This window comes from Shinella sp. HZN7 (assembly GCF_001652565.1).
GTDB classification, from domain to species: domain Bacteria; phylum Pseudomonadota; class Alphaproteobacteria; order Rhizobiales; family Rhizobiaceae; genus Shinella; species Shinella granuli.
Genome location: NZ_CP015736.1, coordinates 496,827 through 516,847, shown reverse-complemented (window position 1 = coordinate 516,847; position 20,021 = coordinate 496,827). Strand labels below are relative to the sequence as shown.

Here is a 20,021-nt window from a genome sequence, read left to right as displayed (position 1 = left end):
AGCAAGCCGCGGATTTCGACAAAGGCACGTCACAGATCGTTGGCGTGGATCGTCATAGGAGCGTAACGCCCAAAAGGAGACCACCGATGACGAGCAAACCCGTCAACCACTACAAGACCATCCCCACCGTCTTTGCGGCCCTGGAGAATGTGCATGGCGCGATCGACGAGCACGGCCTCGACCGGATGCTGCATCATCTCGTTCAGCTTCGCGCATCCCAGCTCAACGGCTGCGCATATTGCGTGAAGATGCACACGAAGGAAGCGCGTGACGACGGCGAGACCAACGAGCGGCTCGATCGCCTCGTGGTCTGGGACCATGTGAGCGATTTTTCGCCGAAGGAACGCGCTGCGCTCGCCTGGACGGAGGCGCTGACCCAGATCGAGCGGAAGACGGACTACGGGGCGCTGCGCGCCGAGCTGCGCGCGCATTTCAGCGAGGTCGAGATCAGCGCGCTGACCGCGACGGTTGCGATGATCAATCTGTGGAACCGCATTCAGGTGTCGACGCACTGACATGGACAGGCACGACACAGACCTGTTCGAAGCCCGGCGCCCGTTTCTGACGGGACTTGCCTACCGCATCCTCGGCTCGCTCGCCGAAGCCGAGGATGCGGTTCAGGACACCTGGCTGAAATGGCAGGGGGCCGAACGCCGGGCCGTTTCCAATCCCGCCGGCTGGCTGACCGCAACCTGCACGCGCCATTGCATCGACATGCTGCGCTCGGCTCGCCGGGTCCGGGTCGACTATGTCGGGGCGTGGCTGCCGGAGCCGATCCAGACCATGACCGACGAGACGCCGGAAAGCGCGATGGAACTGTCTTCATCGCTGTCCCTCGCCTTCCTGCTCGTGCTGGAGCGGCTCGCGCCGAAGGAGCGGGCGGCCTATCTCCTGCGGGAGATATTCGACCAGCCCTATGAGGATGTCGCCGCCGCGCTGGGCGTTCAGGAGGCGGCGTGCCGCAAGCTGGTTTCACGCGCCCGCAGCCGTGTCGGTCGGGCCGAGCCGGCTTCCCTCGCTCCGAAGCAGCGCCAGGAAGAACTGCTTGCGGCCTTCCAGACGGCGATCACGACAGGAGCCACGGCGCAGCTCGCCATGCTGATGACAGAAGACATCGAGCTTCGGGCCGACGGGGGCGGCAAGGTGCCGACGCTGCTGCTTCCCCTCTCGGGCAAGGCGGACGTGCTCGGTTTCCTCGGCGATGCCCTCCATCGATACTGGCAGGGCTACAGATGGCAGCCCGCCGACATCAACGGGACGCGGGGGGCGCTCGTCTTCGACGCTGCGCAAATCGTCGCCTCGGTCAGCCTCGCCTGCGATGCGCAAGGCCGCCTGTCCGGCGTCTACATCATGCGCAATCCCGACAAGCTGGCGCGCCTCGGCGACGCCGAAAGGACGATCCAATGACCGACTCGCACACCCTTTCGGCTTCGCCGGGCTGGGGCGATCTGCTCTCCGGCGGCAACCTCATCCGCTCCCTGGCGCTGAGCGGCGGGGTCGCCCTGCATGCCGTCAATCTCTACATCTCGACCACGATCCTGCCGTCCGTCGTGCGCGAGATCGGCGGCCTCGACTACTACGCCTGGAACACGACCCTGTTCGTCGTCGCCTCGATCCTCGGGGCGGCGCTGTCCGCGCCCCTGCTGGCACAGGCGGGGGCGAGAGGGGGCTATCTCGTGGCCGCGCTCGTCTTCGTTGCCGGCACGCTGGTCTGCGCCATTGCGAATATGATGGAGATCATGCTGGCCGGGCGGTTCGCGCAGGGTTTCGGCGGCGGCATCCTGCTGGCGCTGGCCTATGCCATGGTCCGCCGGGTGTTCGCCCAGCCGCTCTGGCCTCGCGCCCTCGCCCTCCTGTCCAGCATGTGGGGCATCGCCACCCTGCTGGGTCCTGCGGTCGGCGGCGTCTTCGCCGAACTCGGCCTTTGGCGCGGCGCGTTCCTGTTCCTGGTCCCGATTGCCGGGCTGGTCACCCTTGCCGCGCTTTTCGTATTGCCACCACGCACGGGAGAACGAGCCCGGAGCGAGCCGCTTCCTCTCGTTCAGCTCGCGCTCCTGACGCTCGCGGTGTTTGCCGCCTCCTGGGGCGGCATGGGCGCGCATCTTTCATCCACTGTCGCTGGAATGGTGACGGCCCTCGTTCTGGTCGGGCTTGTCATCATGACGGAACGACGATCCAGGCACAGGCTGCTTCCGGCCGGCACGTTCGAGCGCCCCGCCGCCCTCGGCAGCCTCTATGCGGCCACCGCGCTGCTCGCCGTCACCGTCACCTGCACGGAAATCTTCCTACCGCTCTTCCTGCAGGACCTGCATGGCCGCTCCCCGCTGGAGGCCGGCTATATCGCGGCCGTCATGTCGGCGGGGTGGACGGCGGCGGCAATCCACACATCCGGGTTGAAAGGCGAACGGCGCGCCTCCGCCGTGCGCGCAGGGCCGATGCTCTCCCTTGCGTCGATGGTGGTTCTCGTCGTCGCCATGCCGTGGACGAGCGTGGAAGGCTGGCTTGCCCTGACCCTCATCTGCGCGGCTCTGGTGATCGGGGGAGTGGGCGTCGGCCTTGCCTATCCGCACCTTTCGGCAATGATCCTGCATGTGGCGCCGCAGGGCGAGGAAGACAATGCAGCATCCTCCATCATGACGGTGCAGCTTTGCGCCACCGCATTCGGTGCGGCCATCGCCGGACTGGCCGTCAATCTCGCAGGGGCGAGCGGCGGCGCTGACGGCATGGATATGGCCAGCGCGGCGCGTTGGCTGTTCGTGACGGTGGCGGGCGCCCCGCTTCTTTGCCTTTTCGTTATGAACAGCACGTCGTTCAGACACGCAGACGATGCCTGACGACACACGCCGTCGAACTTCGCCGTGCCCTGGCAGCGCTGGCGGCACCCCATGCGGTCGAGGGGTACCGCCGGCGGTTCAGGCAGGATTGTCCGCATCCAGCAGGTTCAACGCATCGACAAAGCTGCGGGCGGCCGGGCCAAATGGCTCATCGATGCGGCGGGCGAGATAGCTCTCGGATTCGACCTGGCTGTGACGCCCGAGCGATTTCGTACCAAGCCTGACAAGCCTTCCGCAGTCGATGTCTTCCCCAACCTGCCACAATGGAAGTCGTCCCCAGCCGACGCCTGCCAGGATGAGGGCATGCTTGGCGTCCTGCGTGTTCACCCGGCAGGTCTGTGGCGAGATGACGCCGAAATCCCGGCCTTTCGATTGTGCGGTCGGGTCGGACAGCACGATCTGAAGATGGTTCGCGATATCCGAAACCTCGACCTGCCGCTCCGCGCCCAGCGTCGCCAGCGGATGGCCCGGAGCGACGACGGCGATCTGGCGAACAGGTGAAAGCGCTTCGAATACGACCCTGGGGTCACGAAAATCCTCACCGACCATGATCGCGAGCGTCGCGCGCTTTTCGATCAACGCCTGCAACGGCCCGCCAAGCGGCTCGACAGCGAGCCGGACCGTGACCGAGGGGTGAACGCGGCGCATCGCGGCTATCGCCGATCCGACCACCGCGACCGAAAACAGCGTATCGACCGCGATCGACAGTTCAAGCTCGACATCCTCACCAAAACCGTGCGCCCGCGCGCGCATGGCGTCGACGCGCAGCAGGATGTCGCGCGCATCGGCGAGGAGCGCGGTGCCTTGGGGCGTGAGCATCGGACGATGACCGGAGCGGTCAAACAGCAGGACGCCGAGTTGCGCTTCCAGATTGGCAATGGCGGCGCTGACGCCAGATTGCGCGCGCGACAGGCTGCTTGCCCCGGCCCGAAAGCTGCCGCTCCTGGCGACTGCGACGAACGTCCGGATCTGGTCGAGGGTAAGCGCATCCAGCATGATCACTTCCTATGATCGATTTAATATGAATTATATCACTTATGCTGAGCGGTCGGCAGGCCTAATCTTTGCCGGAAACATCAATCGGCAAGGAGAGAACGATGACCAAGGTTCTGGTGCTCTATTATTCGTCGTACGGCCACATCGAGACGATGGCATCCGCGGTCGCTCAAGGCGTGCAGGACGCGGGCGCAACTGCCGCGATCAGGCGCGTGCCGGAACTCGTGCCCGAAACGGTGGCGTCAAAGTCCGGGTACAAAGTCGACCAGCAGGCCCCCGTCGCAAGCGTCGCCGAACTGGCCGACTACGATGCGATCATCATCGGCACGCCGACACGGTTCGGCAACATGGCCGCGCAGATGAAGAACTTCCTCGACCAGACCGGCGGGCTCTGGTTCGAAGACAGGCTGGTCGGAAAGGTCGGCAGCGTCTTCACCTCCACCGGCAGCCAGCATGGTGGTCAGGAAACGACCATCCAGTCCACCCATACCGTGCTCCTGCATCTGGGGATGATCGTGGTCGGCCTGCCCTATAGCTTCAAGGGGCAGATGCGCATGGACGAGATCACCGGCTGCTCGCCCTACGGCGCCTCCACCCTTGCCGACGATGGCGACGGCGGTGACCGTCAGCCAAGCGCCAACGAGTTGGAGGGCGCACGCTTCCAGGGACGCCATGTCGCGCAGATCACCATCCGCCTGGCGACCGGACGGTTGAGCGAGGCGGCGTGATGGCAACGCTGGCTCCCACCTCGGCGCCGGTGTCGACGCGATGGGGCGCTGTGTCCCTCTTGGTCGGGGCCGGCGTCGTCGCCGCCCTCCAGGTCGGCAAAACGGTTATCGCTATTCCCATGTTGCAGTCCGATATGGGGCTTGATCTGGCAGCCATCGGCTGGCTGACCGGCGTCTTCGCGGTGCTGGGGCTCGTCGGCGGGATATCCGCCGGCGCACTCGTTGCCAGTTTTGGCGCGCGGCGCATTCTCCTCCTCGGTCTTCTCATAACCGCCATCGGTGCCGCGCACGGTGCCACCGTTTCATCCTTCGCTCCGCTCCTGATCTCGCGCATCGGCGAAGGTGCGGGCTTCCTGCTGATCACTGTCGCGGCACCGTCCGTTCTGGAGCATGTTACCGAGCGGTCGCGGCGCGACCTTGCCTTCGCGCTATGGAGTTGCTTCATGCCCGCCGGCATGGCGATCGCCATGCTCGCTGGTCCGCTTTTCAGCGATTGGCGTGCCATTTGGTGGGCGAGCAGTCTCCTTGCGCTGGTCGTCGCCGTCATGGTCGTGTTCGTGATTTCCACGGCGGGACGGCGTGCGCGCTGGTCGTGGAGCAACCTTGGCAAGGATGCAGCGACGACCATCCTGACCGCCGGTCCCTTGCTGCTTGCACTTGCCTTCGCCTGCTACAGCCTGATGTTCTTCGCGCTGTTCGGCTTCCTGCCCGTATTGCTGATGGAGCGCATGCAGGTCTCGCACCAGACGGCAGGGCTGCTCAGTGCAATGGCAACGGCTGCCAACATCGCCGGCAATCTCGCCGCGGGCGTTCTGCTGTCGCGCGGTGTAGCGCGCGCCAGCCTGATCGCATGGGCGAGCCTTGCGATGGGCATCGGTAGCTTCGGTATCTTCCTGCCGGCGCTGCCGGACGGGCCCACCTTCATGCTCTGCGTCATGTTTTCCGCTGTGGGTGGCTTGATCCCGGCAACGCTTCTGTCGACCGCTCCGCTCGCTGCGCCGGCCGCCGGGCTCGTCCCGGTCGTCCTGGGCCTCGTGGTACAGGGGAACAATCTGGGGCAGATCGCCGGTCCGGTGGCGGTCGGCAGAGCCATCCAGACCTATGGCTGGCCTTCTGCCGCGCTGATCGTCGCACTGGCTGCCTGTATGGCTGCGATGATCGCAGGTGCCCTTGGCCGGGCGCTCCGACGAACCGCGAATCCCGGTCGAGACACCTGAATACGAGCCATATCAATCGAGGCGGAGGACTGCTTTCGGCATCCGGGAGCTCGAAGGCGCCCGACCATCGCCCAGCGGAGCGCCGAGAGGTCTTGCCACCGCACGAAGAAATGACATAAAGACATAAAGATATCGTTATATAATTTTCGATGGTGATGTATGGTCGGTTCTGTTTTCCTCTTCATAATCGCCTGCGCTGCGCTTCTCGGCTCGCCCGGCCCCGGTATCGCGGCCCTGATCGCCGTGGGCAGGGCGCAAGGGCTGACCGGCGGAATAGGTTTTTTCGTTGCCATGCAAATAGGATTGGCCCTGGCGGCCGGCCTGAGTGCGCTCGGCCTTGCCGGTTTTCTTCATGCGGCTCCAGCATTGCGCACCATGTTGAGCGTCGCTTCCGTGCTTTACCTCGTTTGGCTGGCCTGGCAGATTGCGAGCCAGCCGGTTTCCGGCGGGGCGGATGGACGGGCCGGCGGCCGGCCGGCAGGGATAGCGATGGGCTTCGCGCTGGGCTTTGCCAACCCGAAAGCCTATCTGGCGTTTGTCTCCCTTTTCGGCTCGTTCGTCGTTTTGGAACCAGCGTTTGCGACGGCAGACACAATTGCCAAATGGGCCCTGTGCGTGGCAGTGATGGTTGTGGTCGATCTAGGGTGGATGGCGACCGGCGCCGCGTTGGGCCGGATCACGCTTTCTCCGCCCGCCGAACGCGCGATGAACATCGGAATGGCCTTGATGATACTGGCGGCGTGTTCGCTCTCATTCTTATAATGGCGGGGCGAAGGATCGCAGTTGCTTCCATCCGCTCCTGAATGCCTGCCTCTGTGACGTGTCCTTATCCTTGAACAGATAGTTCCCATTGTTGAAGGCCCACTATGCCCGACAGCGCCAACCTGCTCGCCTTCGCCCTCATCTCTCTTGGAATGGTCCTGACGCCGGGACCGAACATGCTCTACCTGATCTCGCGCTCGATCTGTCAGGGACGGGTCGCCGGATTGATCTCGCTTGGCGGGGTTGTGCTCGGGTTCGTCTTCTACATGCTCTGCGCGGCGCTTGGCATCACGGCACTCATATTCGCCGTACCCTACGCGTATGACATTATTCGCTTCGCCGGAGCGATCTATCTGCTTTGGCTCGCCTGGCAGGCCATCCGTCCGGGCGGACGCTCCCCTTTCCATGTGCGCGACCTGCCCAAAGACAGCCCCCGCAAGCTGTTCGTCATGGGCTTCCTCACCAATCTGCTCAATCCGAAGATCGCAGCACTCTACCTTTCCCTCCTGCCGCAGTTCATAGAACCGGACAATGGCAACGTGCTTGCGCAGTCGCTGGTCCTCGGCTTCACGCAGATCGTCATCAGTGTGTGCGTCAATGCCATGATCGCCCTGTCGGCGGGGTCGATCGCCGTCGTCCTCGCGCGCCATCCGACATGGGCACAGGTTCAGCGCTGGCTGATGGGAACCGTCCTTGCCGCGCTTGCGGTGAAGATGGTGATCGACGGGCGCCGATAATTCGGACTCCATCTCACCGCTGCTCCTGGCGAACGTCCGATCTCAAGCGCGCATTCCCGCTACTCATTACGGCCGGCATTTGCCGTCGGCCGTTTTCATCCCATGGCCGCCCGCTCAGAACTCCTCCCAGTGCTCCGCTGCCGGCGCCGTGGAGCCGCGCGGCGCCCGCATGCTGCGCGCCATGGCATGAAGCTGGACACCCGCAAAAACCCTTTGATTTTGGCGCCAGAACGGGCGGTTTGACCGTGACGAGGATATAGTCGCCCTGATCGGGACCATTTCGGCTGATTTTGGTGGGTTCGGTTCCCGGTTTCGGCGGCTTCGCCGAATCCCGGACAGATTCAGGCCATGGCGCGTCGGCGTTCGTGGAAGATCAGGCGGTCGAAGTTGTAGGCCAGGTTGGCAAGGGCCAGTTTCGCCTCTGCGCGGGCAAGGCCGATGGTGCGGATGAACAGGCCGAACCTGTTCTTCTGATGGGCAAACACATGCTCGACATGAGCGCGGATTGAGGACTTCTGCGCATTGGCCCGTGCCGTCGCCCTCGGCATCGGTTTGCCCATGGGCTTCTTGCGATGGATGCGGCTGGTCAGCATCCTGTCGCCGAGCCACTTCTCGTTGCTTTGCGAGCGATAGGCGCTGTCGGCCCAGACCTCGGAACCGGTGTTGTCGGTGCTGATGACCCGCCTGAGAAGACGTCCATCGGCCGTCGATGCCGAGGTCACCGCCATCGACCGGATGAACCCATAGCGGCGATCAATGCCGATATGGGATTTGTAGCCAAACACCGGCAAGGCGATCATCGGCAGCGGCGTTCCGTCTTCCCGATACCGCACCTTGCCGCCGATCTTCAGTGTCCAGCGCGCATCGGTGTCCTTCTGGGCCGCCTTGTTCGGTTCATCGGGCCAGATCTCTTCGGCCGACTTGCCCGCCTTGATAGCCTCCCGTTCTCTATCGGTGTTGCGCTGCTTGGGCGCCGGCACCAGCGAGGCGTCGACAATCTGCCCCGACATCGGGATGTAGCCCTTCTTCTGGAGTTGCCAGTCGAAGGCCTTCATCACCCGCTTCAGCGTCCCCGTCTCGGTCATGCGGTTGCGGAAATGCCGGATGGTGTTCTCGTCCGGAGTGCGATCCCCCAGCGATAGTCCCAGGAAGCGCATCCAACTCAGCCGGTCCCGGATCATGAATTCCATGCGGGCGTCCGACAGGTTGTGCTGCGCCTGAAGAATCAGCGCCTTGAACATCATGACGGGGTCAAAAGGTGGTCTTCCACCCTTGGAACCGTCGCCGTATCCCAGTCCCTCGATCAGCCAGGTCCGGAAATACTCGAAATCCACCGTCTCCTGCAGAACCTCGAGCGGATCGCCCTCCTTGCTCAGGGCCTTAAGGTGATCGTTCAGGCTGAACAGTGACTGCGGGTCCATGACGGCGCTCCATCTTTGCTCGCCGCCAGTGAATCATTCCGCCGCCGCTAACGCCACGGGTTTTTGCGGGTGTCCAGCTGTGCCGCCGGCGGCGAAGACGGCACCCGCTGGACGGGCTGCGCACTGCCGGAAAGCCTGAACCGGCGGATGAGGGCATGCAGCGCATCGGCTTCCCGCGCCATGGCGTGGCTTGCCGCCGTGCTTTCTTCCACCATCGCCGCATTCTGCTGCGTCGCCTGGTCCATCGCATTGACCGACTGGTTGATCTCGCGTCGACGTGGCGACGGGCACGCCGATCGGTTTCGAGGCGCTCGCCCGCTGGGACAACTGCCATCTGGGGCGCGCCAGCCCCGGCGAGTTCATCCAGATCGCCGAGCGGGCGGGACTGGCAAATCGCCTCACTTGCGTCCTGTTCTCAAAGGCCCTCACGGCGGCAACCCTCTGGCCGCGGCACCTGCGGCTTTCCTTCAATCTTTCGATGCAGGACATCTGTTCGTCGGACAACATGCTGAGGCTGATCACGCTTCTCAACGACAGCCCGCTCGACCCGAAGCGCATCGATTTCGAGATCACGGAAACGGCGGTCGTCGGCGACTTTGACCAACTCGTCAGCGCAGTCACGACACTCAAGTCCTTCGGCGTCGGAATCTCGCTGGACGATTTCGGGACGGGCTACTCGACGCTGTGGCAGGTCAACCGTCTGCCCCTGGACAAGATCAAGGTCGACCGCAGCTTCGTCACCAATATCGATTCTGTCCCGACGGGCTACAAGATCGTCAAATCGATCATCGCGCTCTGCCGTGACATGAAGATCAACTGCATCATCGAGGGTGTCGAGACCCAGGACGAGCTGAACACGCTGCGCAAACTCGATTGTAGTCTGGTGCAGGGCTACTACTACTCCAAGCCGCTGCCCCCCAGCGAAATCATGGGCTACATCGAAGCCGCCGGCGCGAAAGCCCTGTTCGACGGGGCCGGCCCGAACATTCCCCTGACACGCCCTTTCGAGACGCCGGAGCGACAGTCCTCCCGCGCCCGAAGAAACGCGCGGCAAAGCGCCAACTGCCCCCAAGCAAAGGAGATGAAAATGTTTTCGATAACCCGCTTCCTTACAGCCACCACCTTCGGCTTTGTGCTGACCTGTTCCGGTGCGCTTGCATCCGAGCCCTTTTTCACGATCCGCTCGGCCGATGGAAAGACGTCCGTCGCAATCACCGCGAAGGTCATCGAGAAGGGGGGATTTAGCGTTTGATCGCAGTGCTGTGGCGCAGAGAATCGTAGTTTTGGGCTACAGCCGGATAGCGTGTCGCGCTGTAGAGTGGTTGCGGGGGCAGGATCTAATCTTTACTTGCTGCCCGAGCAAGTAAAGATGGTTGCGGGGACCGGCGTCGATCATAACTTGCGATCGACGCCGGTAAAGATGGTTGCGGGAGGGCGCACCCATCATAACTTGCTGTTTCGGGCCGCCGCATAGCAACCTTGCCAAGGTTGGAGTCAAGGGTTCGAATCCCTTCGCTCTCTTCAGATTTCTAAAGGAAATCAAAGGATTGAGTAAGGGCCATCTTCGGGTGGCCCTTCCCTTTTTGGGCTTGGCCAACACCTGGTCAACACGAATGACGCCTGAGCAGGCAGGACGGGATGATCGCCTGAACACCAGCCGGACGATGCCTCGGCGAGCCGAACTGATTCGAGTCCGTCTCCAATGCGCATTGCCCAACTGGCTCGGGCAGACAAGTGGACCCGCGTATCGTTTCAGGCCGGGCGAGTTCCTTCACCGCGACCAGCAACAGCCCGATGGACAGGAGGGCCGGAATGACGGGTACACTGCCGCCATGCCAGCGTTTTGTTTCGGCGCTGGGCTGGAGATGCCCATAAGGATCAGGGCGAGAACGGCGTTTTTGCCGGCGCGATTCCAAGTCTCGAAGACGTCCGACTCTTGGCTCAGGTAAGATGAGGTACATCACAGGCGCCCAATCCCCGAACGATATCGAGCGCGCTCAAGTTCGATCCTTAAGGCTGCCTTAAGCCTCGTATAGAAATGCGACCTGGAACCTCGGGTGATAACCATGCGCGTGCTGATAGTCGAAGATGATGCCGTCCTCAGAGACGGATTGACGGTGGGCCTTTCGATTGGCGGCTTCACCGCCGATGCGGTCAAAACCTGCGAAGAAGCCGGCGCAGCTCTCACGAACCATGAGTTCGATGCGCTGGTGCTTGACCTGATGCTTCCCGACGGTTCCGGCCTCGACGTGCTGAAATCCCTGCGGGAACGGCAGGACGCCACGCCCGTCCTCCTCCTGACTGCGCGTGATCAGGTCGCCGACCGGATTCACGGACTGGATGCGGGGGCCGACGACTATCTCGGCAAGCCGTTCGACCTCGACGAGGTCGCGGCGCGGCTGCGCGCGCTCGTCCGCCGTGCCGCTGGCCGGCCGCAGGCGCTTATCGAATGGCGCGGCCTGCGGCTCGATCCTGCAAACCAGAATGTCGAACACCAAGGCGAACCCATCCGCCTGTCGCGGCGCGAATACTCGATTTTGCATGCCCTCATGATCCATCCCGGCCGGATCCTGTCGCGGAGCCAGATCGAGGAGAAGCTTTACGGCTGGCAGGAGGAGGTCGAGAGCAATGCTGTCGAGGTCCACATCCATCATCTTCGCGGCAAGCTGGGACCGGGCATGATCCAGACCGTCCGTGGGATCGGCTATCGCCTCGGAGACGAACCGTGATGCCGTCGATCTCCAAACGGCTGTTCCTGATCCTCGCCCTGACCACCGGTCTCGTCTGGCTGTCGGCGGTCGTCTGGATTTTCCTTTCCACGCGCGCGGAGGTGGAACGGGTTCTCGACGCGCGGCTGATGGAAGCCGGCCGGATGGTTTCCTCATTGATCGTCAGCCAGGAGATCGCCATCGATCCGACGCAAACGATCACGTCCGATCTGCCGGTGCGCGGCCACAGCGCCTATGACCGCCAGCTTTCGTGCCAGATCTGGTCGCTGCAGGGGACATTGATCGGGCGATCGGATGCGGCGCCCGATCAAGCAATGTCGGAGCACACCGACGGGATCTCCGAAACCGTGATAAATGGTGAGCGGTGGCGGGTTTATGCAATCACCAATACCGAGCGCGGTGTTCGCGTTCTGGTCGGCGACAATCTGAGTATCCGTAACGGGTTGGTGAACGACGTCATCCGCGGTCTTCTCCTGCCGGTCCTGCTGATGTTGCCGGTTCTTGCTGTCCTGATCTGGCTCAGCGTCAGGCGCGGCCTTGAGCCGCTAAGGAAGATCGCAGGCGACCTGGAAGCACGACCCGCCTCCGACCTCAGCCCGATCGAGGACGTGCAGACCGCGAAGGAGATTGCGCCGGTCTTGCAGTCGCTCAACGGATTGTTTGCACGCGTGGCCGGGCTTCGGGAACGCGAGCGCAACTTCACCGCCTTTGCCGCCCACGAACTGCGCACGCCGTTGGCCGGCCTCAAGACGCAGGCGCAGGTCGCGCTTGCAAGCGGCGATGGCACGATCCGCGAGCAGGCATTGCGTCAGATCATGGTTGGCGTAGACCGCACCGGCCGGCTCGTTCGGCAATTGCTGGATATGTCGGCGGTTGAGGCGCTCGACCAGGGCGAGCGTAGTGGGAAGGTATGGCCCGGGAGTATACTGAGAGCGCTCGCGGACGAATTAGCAGATCCGACCAGGGGCGTTGCGGTCGAGGTTTCCCCTGATCTTGACCGCATCGAGCTGGACATCGAGCCGGATCTGTTCGCTCTTGCTGCCCGGAATCTGATGGAGAACGCTGTGAACCATTCGCCGCCCGGAGGCGTCGTCAGGTGTCGTGTGGCCGGCCCCGCCGAAGAGGGCCAGATGATCATCGAGGATGATGGTCCCGGTATCCCCGAGGAGGAGTTGGCCCGCGTCACCGAACGCTTCTTTCGCGGCCGCAACAAAGTACCGGTCGGCAGCGGTCTCGGTCTCGCGATCGTCGAACTGGCGCTCGGGCGGAGTGGTTGGCACCTACGACTTCAGAATCGCGATTGCGGAGGGCTGCAAGCGGTGATGGCGAACGCCGCGTGACCCGTTGCACATACATGGTGCGGGGCGCAGCCAACTCATCTTCAAGAAGATGGAGTGCCAGCAGGATGCGCCAACGCAGGGAGTGATCTTCTCGCCGCGCGACGAAGCTATCCCACCAAAAGATGCCCCATAGCCGGATCTGCTATCACAACCAGCGGGCTCCCGTCGCGAACGTTGTCGGCGAGGTGGATGACATCCTGATTGATCATCCGGATGCATCCTGATGAAACGGCCTGGCCGATGGTCCAGAATTCCGGGTTTCCGTGGATGCGATAGATCGTGTCCCGGTTTCCTTCATGAATGTAGAGGGCGCGTGCTCCAAGTGGATTTTTCAGCCCCGGGTCCATGCCGCCATTGGCGATTGAGTAGGGCTCTAACTCGGGTTGGCGCGCAACCATTTCATCGGGAGGTGTCCAGCGCGGCCATTCCCGCTTGTATGCGATATGACGCCCTCGACCAGCCCACGAAAAACCGTCCCTGCCGACACCCACACCGTATCGGGTTGCGCGGCCGTGAGGCTGAACGTGGTAGAGGTAACGGTTTGGCGTATCGACGATGACGATTCCGGCTCGTTCATCGGTTGGATAGTCGACTTCCGTCCGCCACCATTTCGGATCGACCTTGGAAACGTCGACTTCCGGGATCGGGAAGCGCTCGTTCGGCAGTGCGTAGTACATCGGGGGCGTCGGCGGCGGAGGAGGCATCGAGACCGGCTGCGCGACTTGCGGTGTTTGCCTCGTGGAAACGCATCCGGCGAGAGTCATTGCGCTGGCGCCAATGAGGAAAGCGCGTCGCGCGATTGCGGGTGTCGGTAGCTTGCTCACGTTTCGTACGCTCTCTGCTTTGCGATCAATCAGGCCGCACAGCACGATGCCCATCTTAAGAGCAGCTTAAGGTAAGCGCGGCCGAAGATAGCGAAGCGGCGGGGACTTCAGGCGCCGGCCTGCGGCTCAAGTGATCCGGCCGAACAGGTTTTCGATTGGGTGGGGGCACTTTGTTGGAAACGCGGGCTTGCGTCGCAGGCGAGGAGCACTTTTCCGCCCTTAAGCGGGCCTTAAGGAACGCCCGCTTTGCCGCCGGTCCTGTGAAGGAGACGAGGATGCGGACGCGACTTTTAAGAAACAACGCCGTAGCGTCCGCGGAAGGTGTTGGATGCGGCATCGATGCTGATGCTCGACGCAAGAATGACCAATGGACCCGCCGCGAGCTTCTGCTCGGGGGCCTGGTGGTGCCGGTAGGATTGTTGGCGACTCCCAGCGGGATGGCCGCCGCCAATCCGGCTGCAATGGTCACGGACGTCGCTTCCTACCGGGAGAGACTGGAGCAGATCGCACGAACACATAGCTTCGCGCTCATCGACATCCGTGCGGATTGGTGCGCGGTGTGCCACCGCATTGAGCGGGAAATCCTCGCCCACCCTGCTGTGCTGCAACACCTTGAGGCTGTCCCTCTCGTCAAGGTGGACGTCACGGCGATGGACGAGGGAAACCGCCAGCTCCTCTCCCACCTTCGAGCGAGCGGCCCGCCGACATTCTTCGTCGTGGATGCAGCCACCGGACAGGAATACAACGGCACCCGTTCGGTCGGACCGTTCAGCAGGCGCGATCTCATGCGGCGGTTGCGGCCGTTCACCCGATAGTCCGGAGTCAGGATAAACTGCCGTCGCATCTTCGGCTCAATGCGGTCCTTAAGACTGTCTTAAGCTCGGGAGAGTGCGCTCGCTTCAATATCCATGATCTGGAGCTTTGAGACCATGCACGATCGGCGCCTCTGCACACGTAGACCTCATCCTTTCGCTATGGGTAGGCCGCCGTTCCGCGGTGCATTGAGTCGGCGGACCTTGCTCTCGGGCCTGGCGGCGCTCGCTGCCGCCGGCTTTGCCATGCCCGTGCGTGCCGACGACATGTCAGCCGAGATGATCCTGAACGACCCGGAGGCGCCGGTCGGCGGCAACCCGAACGGCGACCTGACGATCGTCTCGTTCTTTGACTATAACTGTCCTTTCTGCAAGCGCACCGTCGAGCCGCTGAATACGGTGCTGGAATCGGACGGCAATGTGCGTCACGTCTACAAGGACTGGCCGATCCTCGCGCAGTCTTCGGTCTATGGCGCAAAGCTGGCGTTGGCGGCCGGGTATCAGAACCGCTACGAGGAAGCCTATCTGGCGTTGATGGGTATCGAAGGGTCGCGGGTGCCAGAAGAGCAGATGCGACAGGCATTGGAAGGTGCCGGCTTCGACACGGCGGGTCTCGAGACCGAAGCCAACCGCCGCGACGCCGAGATCACCGCCTTGCTTCAGCGCAATAACGCGCAGGCCGAGGGGCTCGGTCTGCGTGGCACGCCCGTGTTTCTGATCGGTCGGTTTCTCGTCGCCTCCGCCCTCGACGAGGACGGCTTCCGCCAGGTTGTCGCAGACGCTCGCGAAGCGTCTTGATGCATCCCGATCGCGATCATCCGAGTAATTTCATGTCCTCAATGCCCATACTCCGCCTCCTTGCTGGCCTGTTCTTCGTCTTCCTGTCGCTGCCCGCCGCGGCGCAACAGGAGGATCTCCTGCAAGCCGAGGAAGCCTTCCGTTTCTCGGTTGAGCGGAATGCGGATCAGCAGATCCAACTCCGGTGGGAAATCGAGGAAGGCTATTACCTCTATCGCGATCATCTGGAAGCGAAGGATGCCGCGACCGGCGAGCCGATCCCGCTGTCGACTGGACCGGGCGTCGTGGAGACAGAGGATGCCAACTTCGGTCCTTCGGAGGTCTATTATCTTGAAGCGGTGGCACGTCTCGGCACTGAAGCGCCCGGGCAGGTCGCAGTCACCTATCAGGGCTGCAAGAAGGATTCGATCTGCTATCCGCCGCTGACCCTGACGGTCAACACGGCAAACCTTCAGGTTTCCGAACCCGTTGTCGGCTTTGGCATAGGTCCAACTCCGGCCGCCCCTGCCGGAGGGACGGGAAACGGCGGCTTCAGCCTGGCTGAGGACACGCAGGACGGCGGCATGGTCGGCTCGCTTCTCGCCAGCGGCGGTGCGATCTGGGTGATCGTGAGTTTCCTCGCCTTCGGGCTGTTGCTCGCCTTCACGCCCTGCGTGCTGCCCATGTATCCGATCCTGAGCGCGACCCTGGCGCGCGAGGGCGAGGCATTGACGGCCCGGCGCGGCTTCATCCTGTCTTTGGCCTATGTGCTGGCAATGGCCGCAGCGTTTGGCCTGCTTGGCGTGGTTGCCGCGTGGTCCGGCCAAAACCTCCAGATGGTGCTGCAATCGCCCTACGCCATTGGCGCCGTCGCAGCGCTGTTCGTCGTGCTGGCGACGGCGATGTTCGGCCTGTTCGAACTGCAACTGCCGACCACCTGGGTCAGCCGGATGGCAGGGGTACAGGCCGGCACGCGCGGCTCGGTGGGCGGAGCCGCCGGAATGGGCTTCCTTTCCGCGCTGATCGTCGGTCCCTGCGTCACCGCGCCGCTCGCCGCGGCACTTCTCTATATCGCACATACGGGCGATGCCTGGATCGGCGCGAGTGCGCTGTTTGCCCTCGGGCTCGGCCAAGGCATTCCGCTGATCGCCTTTGGCACGATGGGGAGCCGCGCTCTGCCGCGTGCGGGGGCGTGGATGGTGCAGGTCAAATACGCGTTCGGCTTCGTCTTTCTCGGCGCGGCGATCTGGATGGTCTCCCGAATCCTGCCGCCGCAAGTGACGCTGGCGCTTTGGGCGGGCCTCCTCTTGATTGTTGCGGTCTTCATCGGCGTCGCTGATCGGCTCCTGGCCGATGCGGGTGCCTGGCCACGTTTCCGCAAAGCCGCCGGACTTGGGGTTTCCCTCGGCGGCGTCATCCTGGCGATCGGGGCGGCGTCGGGCGGGACCGACCCGCTACGTCCGCTCGCCCACTTCGTCATGACCGGTTCGGGCCAGCAGATCGCCCAGTCCGAGATGACATTCATCGAGGCAAACTCGACGCCGCAGGTCGAGCAAGCGATTGCCTCTGCCAACGGACGTCCGACATTGGTCTATTTCACGGCCGACTGGTGCGTCATCTGCAAGACGATCGAACGCGACGTCTTTTCGAGCACGGAAATCGTTGCCGCACTGAACGACTTCCAGCGTGTCAAGGTGGATCTGACCGGACTGGATGAGGCCAGTCAGGGTCTGATGCGCGATCTTGCTGTGGTCGGCCCACCGACCATGATCTTCTTCAACCGAAATGCCTCGGAGGCAAACGGCTCCCGCCTCATCGGCGATGTGACAACCGATACGTTGCTGACATCGGTCTCTCAGGCGAGGCAGTGAGATGAACGCAGTCGCCATCGGGCCTTTCGTCTTAGCACCCGACCGCTTCGCCGCGATCCTCGCCATCGCCGCCTTTCTCCTGCTGAGCGAGATCCTCGCCCGCAAGGTCGATCAGCGCTTTTCGTCCTGGGCCTGGGGCGCGACCGTCGCTTTCGTGGTCGGCGCGCGCGTCGGGCACGTCATCCAGCACGCGAGCAGTTTCCTCGCCGAGCCGCTGCGCGTATTCTACATGTGGCAGGGCGGCTTCATGATCGAAGCCGGCATTGCGCTGGCGTTCGCCTACACGTTCTTTCGCTTCCGGCGCGAATTGCGGCTCACATTGTGGACGGCCCTGCCGAGCGCCGCTGCGGCCTATGTCGCGTTCTTCGTACTGCAGCTCAGCGCCGGCGTGCCGGCGACACCGCTGCCGACCGGAGACATCTACCGCACGCTGGCCGGAGAACGGTTCAATCCAAGTGAACTCGAAGGTCAACCTGTGGTCATCAACCTGTGGGCGACGTGGTGCCCGCCCTGCCGCCGTGAAATGCCGATGATGGCGGACGTTGCCGCAAATACGGACGCTGCCGAACTTGTCTTCGTCAACCAAGGTGAAGGCCAGGAGATCATTCAGCGCTACCTCACAGCCGAGAATCTTGAGCTTGAGCATGTGGTGCTCGACGGACTCGGTGAGTTCGGTCGTCATTACGAGGTACCGGGCCTGCCGGCTACGTTGTTCCTCAAGAGCGACGGGACGCTGCAATCGGTACACATGGGCGAGATCTCAAGAGAAGCCCTCGTGAGCGGCATTCAAGGTCTCGAATAGCCGCCGCAGGTCCGGCACGGCTGGCTTTTGCTGACGACCGTGACGAAGCTGCGACCATCCTCATGATGTTTTGTCATGCAATCCTCATTGAGCCTGCCATTCTCGGACGCTATTGGGCAAGGCAACAGGTCTTAGGGCCTTTGATCGAGACGAGCCTTAATTGTCTCCATCTGCTCGATCTCGCTGCGCTGGGCTGCGATGATTTCTTCGCAAAGCGTCAGCAATTCAGCATCGCGCAGGTCTGCTTCCCGGCACATGAGGATCGCGCCCGAGTGGTGCGGGATCATCGAATCGATGAACTGCCCGTCACCGATCAGGGTTTGGCTTCGTGTGGCTGCGAATGAGGCGATCGTCAAGACGAGGAAGACGGCGTAGAGGGTGATATTGAGCCCTTTTCGCGGAAACATGCCGGGCATCGTTGCCAGCATGAAGATGCCCATCGGCGCCCACATGGTCACGGCCATGTAGAACATGTTGAGATTGTTTCGGAAATCTTGAAATCCGTCGATCATCGAGAACATGACGACGTACATGACGATCAGGCCGAGCGCCATGTTGATCCAGAACATCAGGTAGGGACGTCCTTCGCCGTGATCGGCGTGTTCGTGCTTGCCATTATGGGACGATTGGGTCATCTCGTGGCTCCTTGGTTTTCGCTTAATGTCCGAGACCGATGCCCATGGGCTTGAGTAGCATCCAGATCGCCATTCCGACCATCATCAGGTTCTCCGTCAGCGAGACGAAGCCGAGCGGAACGTTGCTGTCACCGCCAACGCAGGCGCATTTGAGTTCGCGCTTGTCGATATAGACCGCCTTGAAGACCGATACGGCTCCGACAGTGCCGATGAAGAGGGCAACGGGGATCGACAGCCACATCAGCGCGCCGGCCATCATCAGGATGCCCGCCAGCGCTTCGGCGAACGGATAGACGTAGGAGTAGCGCACCCAGCGCTGGGCGAACAGATCGTAGTTGAGGAACATGGTAGCGAAGCTTTCCACGTCCTTGAGCTTCTGCAGGGCGAGCAGACACATGGCGATGGCAATGAACCATTCTGCCGCCGCAACGGTCGCAAGGGTACCGAACGCGGCCCAACTCGTCGCTAGCGCCATCAACGCAGCCATCGCGAACAACGCGATCACCGGCGTATAGGTGGTGGCGTCCTTGTCCTTTACCTCCTTGCCGAAGAAGGCGAGAAGATCGTCGTAGCCGCCGATGCGATTGCCGCCGATAAAGGTCTGCGGTGTGGTGTCGACGCCGTGCGTTTTCTTGAAAGCATCGATCTCGGCGCGCGACGTCAGCTCATGATCGTTGACCTCGTAGCCCTGCCGTTTCAGGAGGTCGAGCGATTTGAGACCGTAGGGACAGGTATGTTCGTGGGTCACCATCCTGTGCAGGTCGGCGCGTTTTGCGGTGGAAGTGGCCATGTCGTCAGTCCTTCGATTTCAGAGTTTTGCTTTTGCGAACACCTCGACCAACTCGCTGAATTTGCGGCGTTGCGCGTCCGCATCACCTGCCGCTATCGCTTCCTCGACACAGCAAGCGGCGTGGGTCTTGAGGATTTCGGTCTCGACCTTGGCCAGCGCCGCCTTGATGGCGTGGATCTGATGCAGGATATCGATGCAGTAACGGTCATCGGCCACCATCTGGCTGACCCCTCGCACCTGTCCTTCGATTCGCTTGAGCCTCGCGCGGAGGGCTTTGTTGTCCTTCTGGCACATGGCCGTAAAATACCCCGTATGGGTATATTTAAGGTTCGAGAGCCATCTTGGTTCCCTCCGATCAAAAAATCTCGCCGGCGCTTTCTGTCTGCTTTGCACCATTGTCGCGATCATCAGTGGGGTTGACCTTCCAATGGTTGGAACCCTCATCTTGGAGGGCCAAACGAAGGAGATGGACATGAAGATCAGAGCCGAGAATCTGATCGCCGCAGTTGGAGAGCTTCGGGTCGGGTTGCTTGCGGTCAGGGATCTGGCCGATACGCTGTTATCCCTGGTCGAGGCCCGCGGACGCATCACCATTTTCGAAACAGGGTTCCAGACGTGGTTCAGCGTCCACGCGAGCCGTTTGCCTTGACCGAAGGCGCACCGATGGGGCGCTTGTCGCCTTCGCGGTGGCAACCGTCCTCGTGCTGATGACCGGCAAAGGAAAAGGGCGGAATTGATCCGCCCTT

At 62.6% G+C, this 20,021-nt stretch carries 21 protein-coding genes, 1 tRNA gene and 1 pseudogene; 16 read left to right on the top strand and 7 right to left on the bottom strand.

The genetic code is table 11. The features are described from left to right. The first annotated feature begins 86 nt into the window (after nucleotides 1-86). From shn_RS02505 to shn_RS02495, 3 genes are read left to right on the top strand one after another with little or no spacing between them, the layout of a single operon-like run. A complete protein-coding gene (locus tag shn_RS02505) occupies nucleotides 87-515 on the top strand; it encodes a carboxymuconolactone decarboxylase family protein (protein ID WP_064328990.1) in 429 nt (142 codons plus the stop codon). Nucleotide 516: 1 nt separating this feature from the next. Then, nucleotides 517-1,407 (top strand): RNA polymerase sigma factor SigJ, encoded by an 891-nt coding sequence (gene sigJ / locus shn_RS02500; protein ID WP_064328989.1) that lies wholly within the window; start codon nucleotides 517-519, stop codon nucleotides 1,405-1,407. Continuing rightward, nucleotides 1,404-2,834: an MFS transporter gene (locus shn_RS02495; RefSeq protein WP_064328988.1), complete on the top strand. Its 1,431-nt coding sequence runs from the start codon at nucleotides 1,404-1,406 to the stop codon at nucleotides 2,832-2,834. The genes sigJ and shn_RS02495 overlap by 4 nt, the downstream gene beginning before the upstream one ends. Before the next feature lie 78 nt (nucleotides 2,835-2,912). Here the strand turns inward: shn_RS02495 and shn_RS02490 are convergent, their stop codons facing one another. Continuing rightward, nucleotides 2,913-3,830, bottom strand: coding sequence for a LysR family transcriptional regulator (locus shn_RS02490; protein ID WP_064328987.1), 918 nt, complete (start codon nucleotides 3,828-3,830; stop codon nucleotides 2,913-2,915). A 101-nt stretch (nucleotides 3,831-3,931) separates the two neighbouring features. Between shn_RS02490 and wrbA the strand changes: the two genes are divergently transcribed. From wrbA to shn_RS02470, 4 genes are all read left to right on the top strand, one after another. Then, nucleotides 3,932-4,558, top strand: a complete 627-nt coding sequence (wrbA, locus tag shn_RS02485; RefSeq protein ID WP_064328986.1) for an NAD(P)H:quinone oxidoreductase — start codon at nucleotides 3,932-3,934, stop codon at nucleotides 4,556-4,558. After that, nucleotides 4,558-5,775: an MFS transporter gene (locus tag shn_RS02480; RefSeq protein ID WP_064328985.1), complete on the top strand. Its 1,218-nt coding sequence runs from the start codon at nucleotides 4,558-4,560 to the stop codon at nucleotides 5,773-5,775. Before wrbA ends, shn_RS02480 begins: the two co-directional genes overlap by 1 nt. A 159-nt stretch (nucleotides 5,776-5,934) precedes the next feature. Next, a complete protein-coding gene (locus tag shn_RS02475) occupies nucleotides 5,935-6,537 on the top strand; it encodes a LysE family translocator (protein WP_064328984.1) in 603 nt (200 codons plus the stop codon). 104 nt (nucleotides 6,538-6,641) lie between these two features. Then, nucleotides 6,642-7,274, top strand: coding sequence for a LysE family translocator (locus tag shn_RS02470; protein ID WP_064328983.1), 633 nt, complete (start codon nucleotides 6,642-6,644; stop codon nucleotides 7,272-7,274). Between the two features lie 341 nt (nucleotides 7,275-7,615). On the opposite strand, the gene shn_RS02465 is transcribed toward shn_RS02470, so the two are convergent. Continuing rightward, entirely contained in the window at nucleotides 7,616-8,695 is a 1,080-nt protein-coding gene (locus tag shn_RS02465; RefSeq protein WP_064328982.1) for an IS5/IS1182 family transposase, read from the bottom strand. A gap of 47 nt (nucleotides 8,696-8,742) precedes the next feature. Then, a pseudogene (locus shn_RS02460) lies at nucleotides 8,743-8,967 on the bottom strand (chemotaxis protein); the annotation flags it as partial. Nucleotides 8,968-8,972: 5 nt separating this feature from the next. Here shn_RS02460 and shn_RS02455 point away from each other — a divergent pair. The 4 genes from shn_RS02455 to shn_RS02440 all read left to right on the top strand — a co-directional run bounded on the left by shn_RS02455 (nucleotide 8,973) and on the right by shn_RS02440 (nucleotide 12,764). After that, the gene (locus shn_RS02455; RefSeq protein ID WP_064328980.1) at nucleotides 8,973-9,947 is read left to right on the top strand and encodes an EAL domain-containing protein; all 975 of its coding nucleotides are present in this window, start codon (nucleotides 8,973-8,975) and stop codon (nucleotides 9,945-9,947) included. Between the two features lie 178 nt (nucleotides 9,948-10,125). After that, a tRNA-OTHER gene (locus shn_RS36290) sits at nucleotides 10,126-10,216 on the top strand. Between the two features lie 545 nt (nucleotides 10,217-10,761). Then, nucleotides 10,762-11,424: a response regulator transcription factor gene (locus tag shn_RS02445; protein ID WP_012092695.1), complete on the top strand. Its 663-nt coding sequence runs from the start codon at nucleotides 10,762-10,764 to the stop codon at nucleotides 11,422-11,424. Further along, a complete protein-coding gene (locus shn_RS02440) occupies nucleotides 11,424-12,764 on the top strand; it encodes an ATP-binding protein (protein ID WP_012092694.1) in 1,341 nt (446 codons plus the stop codon). Before shn_RS02445 ends, shn_RS02440 begins: the two co-directional genes overlap by 1 nt. Nucleotides 12,765-12,871: 107 nt before the next feature. On the opposite strand, the gene shn_RS02435 is transcribed toward shn_RS02440, so the two are convergent. Further along, a complete protein-coding gene (locus shn_RS02435; protein WP_109707754.1) occupies nucleotides 12,872-13,528 on the bottom strand; it encodes a L,D-transpeptidase in 657 nt (218 codons plus the stop codon). 335 nt (nucleotides 13,529-13,863) lie between these two features. Between shn_RS02435 and shn_RS02430 the strand changes: the two genes are divergently transcribed. The 4 genes from shn_RS02430 (at nucleotide 13,864) to shn_RS02415 (ending at nucleotide 17,850) form a co-directional block, all read left to right on the top strand. Beyond that, nucleotides 13,864-14,403 carry a thioredoxin family protein gene (locus tag shn_RS02430; RefSeq protein WP_012092692.1) on the top strand — a complete coding sequence of 180 codons (540 nt, stop codon included), beginning with the start codon at nucleotides 13,864-13,866 and terminating at the stop codon, nucleotides 14,401-14,403. A 186-nt stretch (nucleotides 14,404-14,589) separates the two neighbouring features. Next, a complete protein-coding gene (locus tag shn_RS02425) occupies nucleotides 14,590-15,198 on the top strand; it encodes a DsbA family protein (RefSeq protein ID WP_037092232.1) in 609 nt (202 codons plus the stop codon). After that, nucleotides 15,198-17,048, top strand: coding sequence for a protein-disulfide reductase DsbD (gene dsbD / locus shn_RS02420; RefSeq protein ID WP_012092690.1), 1,851 nt, complete (start codon nucleotides 15,198-15,200; stop codon nucleotides 17,046-17,048). The genes shn_RS02425 and dsbD overlap by 1 nt, the downstream gene beginning before the upstream one ends. A gap of 1 nt (nucleotide 17,049) precedes the next feature. Further along, complete coding sequence (locus shn_RS02415) at nucleotides 17,050-17,850, top strand: TlpA disulfide reductase family protein (RefSeq protein ID WP_064328979.1); 801 nt, start codon at nucleotides 17,050-17,052, stop codon at nucleotides 17,848-17,850. 131 nt (nucleotides 17,851-17,981) lie between these two features. Here shn_RS02415 and shn_RS02410 read toward each other — a convergent pair whose 3' ends face one another. The 3 genes from shn_RS02410 to shn_RS02400 are packed head-to-tail and all read right to left on the bottom strand — an operon-like array spanning nucleotide 17,982 to nucleotide 19,569. Continuing rightward, complete coding sequence (locus shn_RS02410) at nucleotides 17,982-18,485, bottom strand: DUF305 domain-containing protein (RefSeq protein ID WP_012092688.1); 504 nt, start codon at nucleotides 18,483-18,485, stop codon at nucleotides 17,982-17,984. 22 nt (nucleotides 18,486-18,507) lie between these two features. Next, nucleotides 18,508-19,275, bottom strand: a complete 768-nt coding sequence (locus shn_RS02405) for a glutaredoxin family protein (protein WP_012092687.1) — start codon at nucleotides 19,273-19,275, stop codon at nucleotides 18,508-18,510. Nucleotides 19,276-19,293: 18 nt separating this feature from the next. Then, entirely contained in the window at nucleotides 19,294-19,569 is a 276-nt protein-coding gene (locus shn_RS02400; RefSeq protein WP_028034411.1) for a metal-sensitive transcriptional regulator, read from the bottom strand. Nucleotides 19,570-19,747: 178 nt separating this feature from the next. On the opposite strand from shn_RS02400, the gene shn_RS36285 reads away from it, so the two are divergent. Continuing rightward, complete coding sequence (locus shn_RS36285; RefSeq protein WP_156122387.1) at nucleotides 19,748-19,924, top strand: hypothetical protein; 177 nt, start codon at nucleotides 19,748-19,750, stop codon at nucleotides 19,922-19,924. Nucleotides 19,925-20,021: the final 97 nt, after the last annotated feature.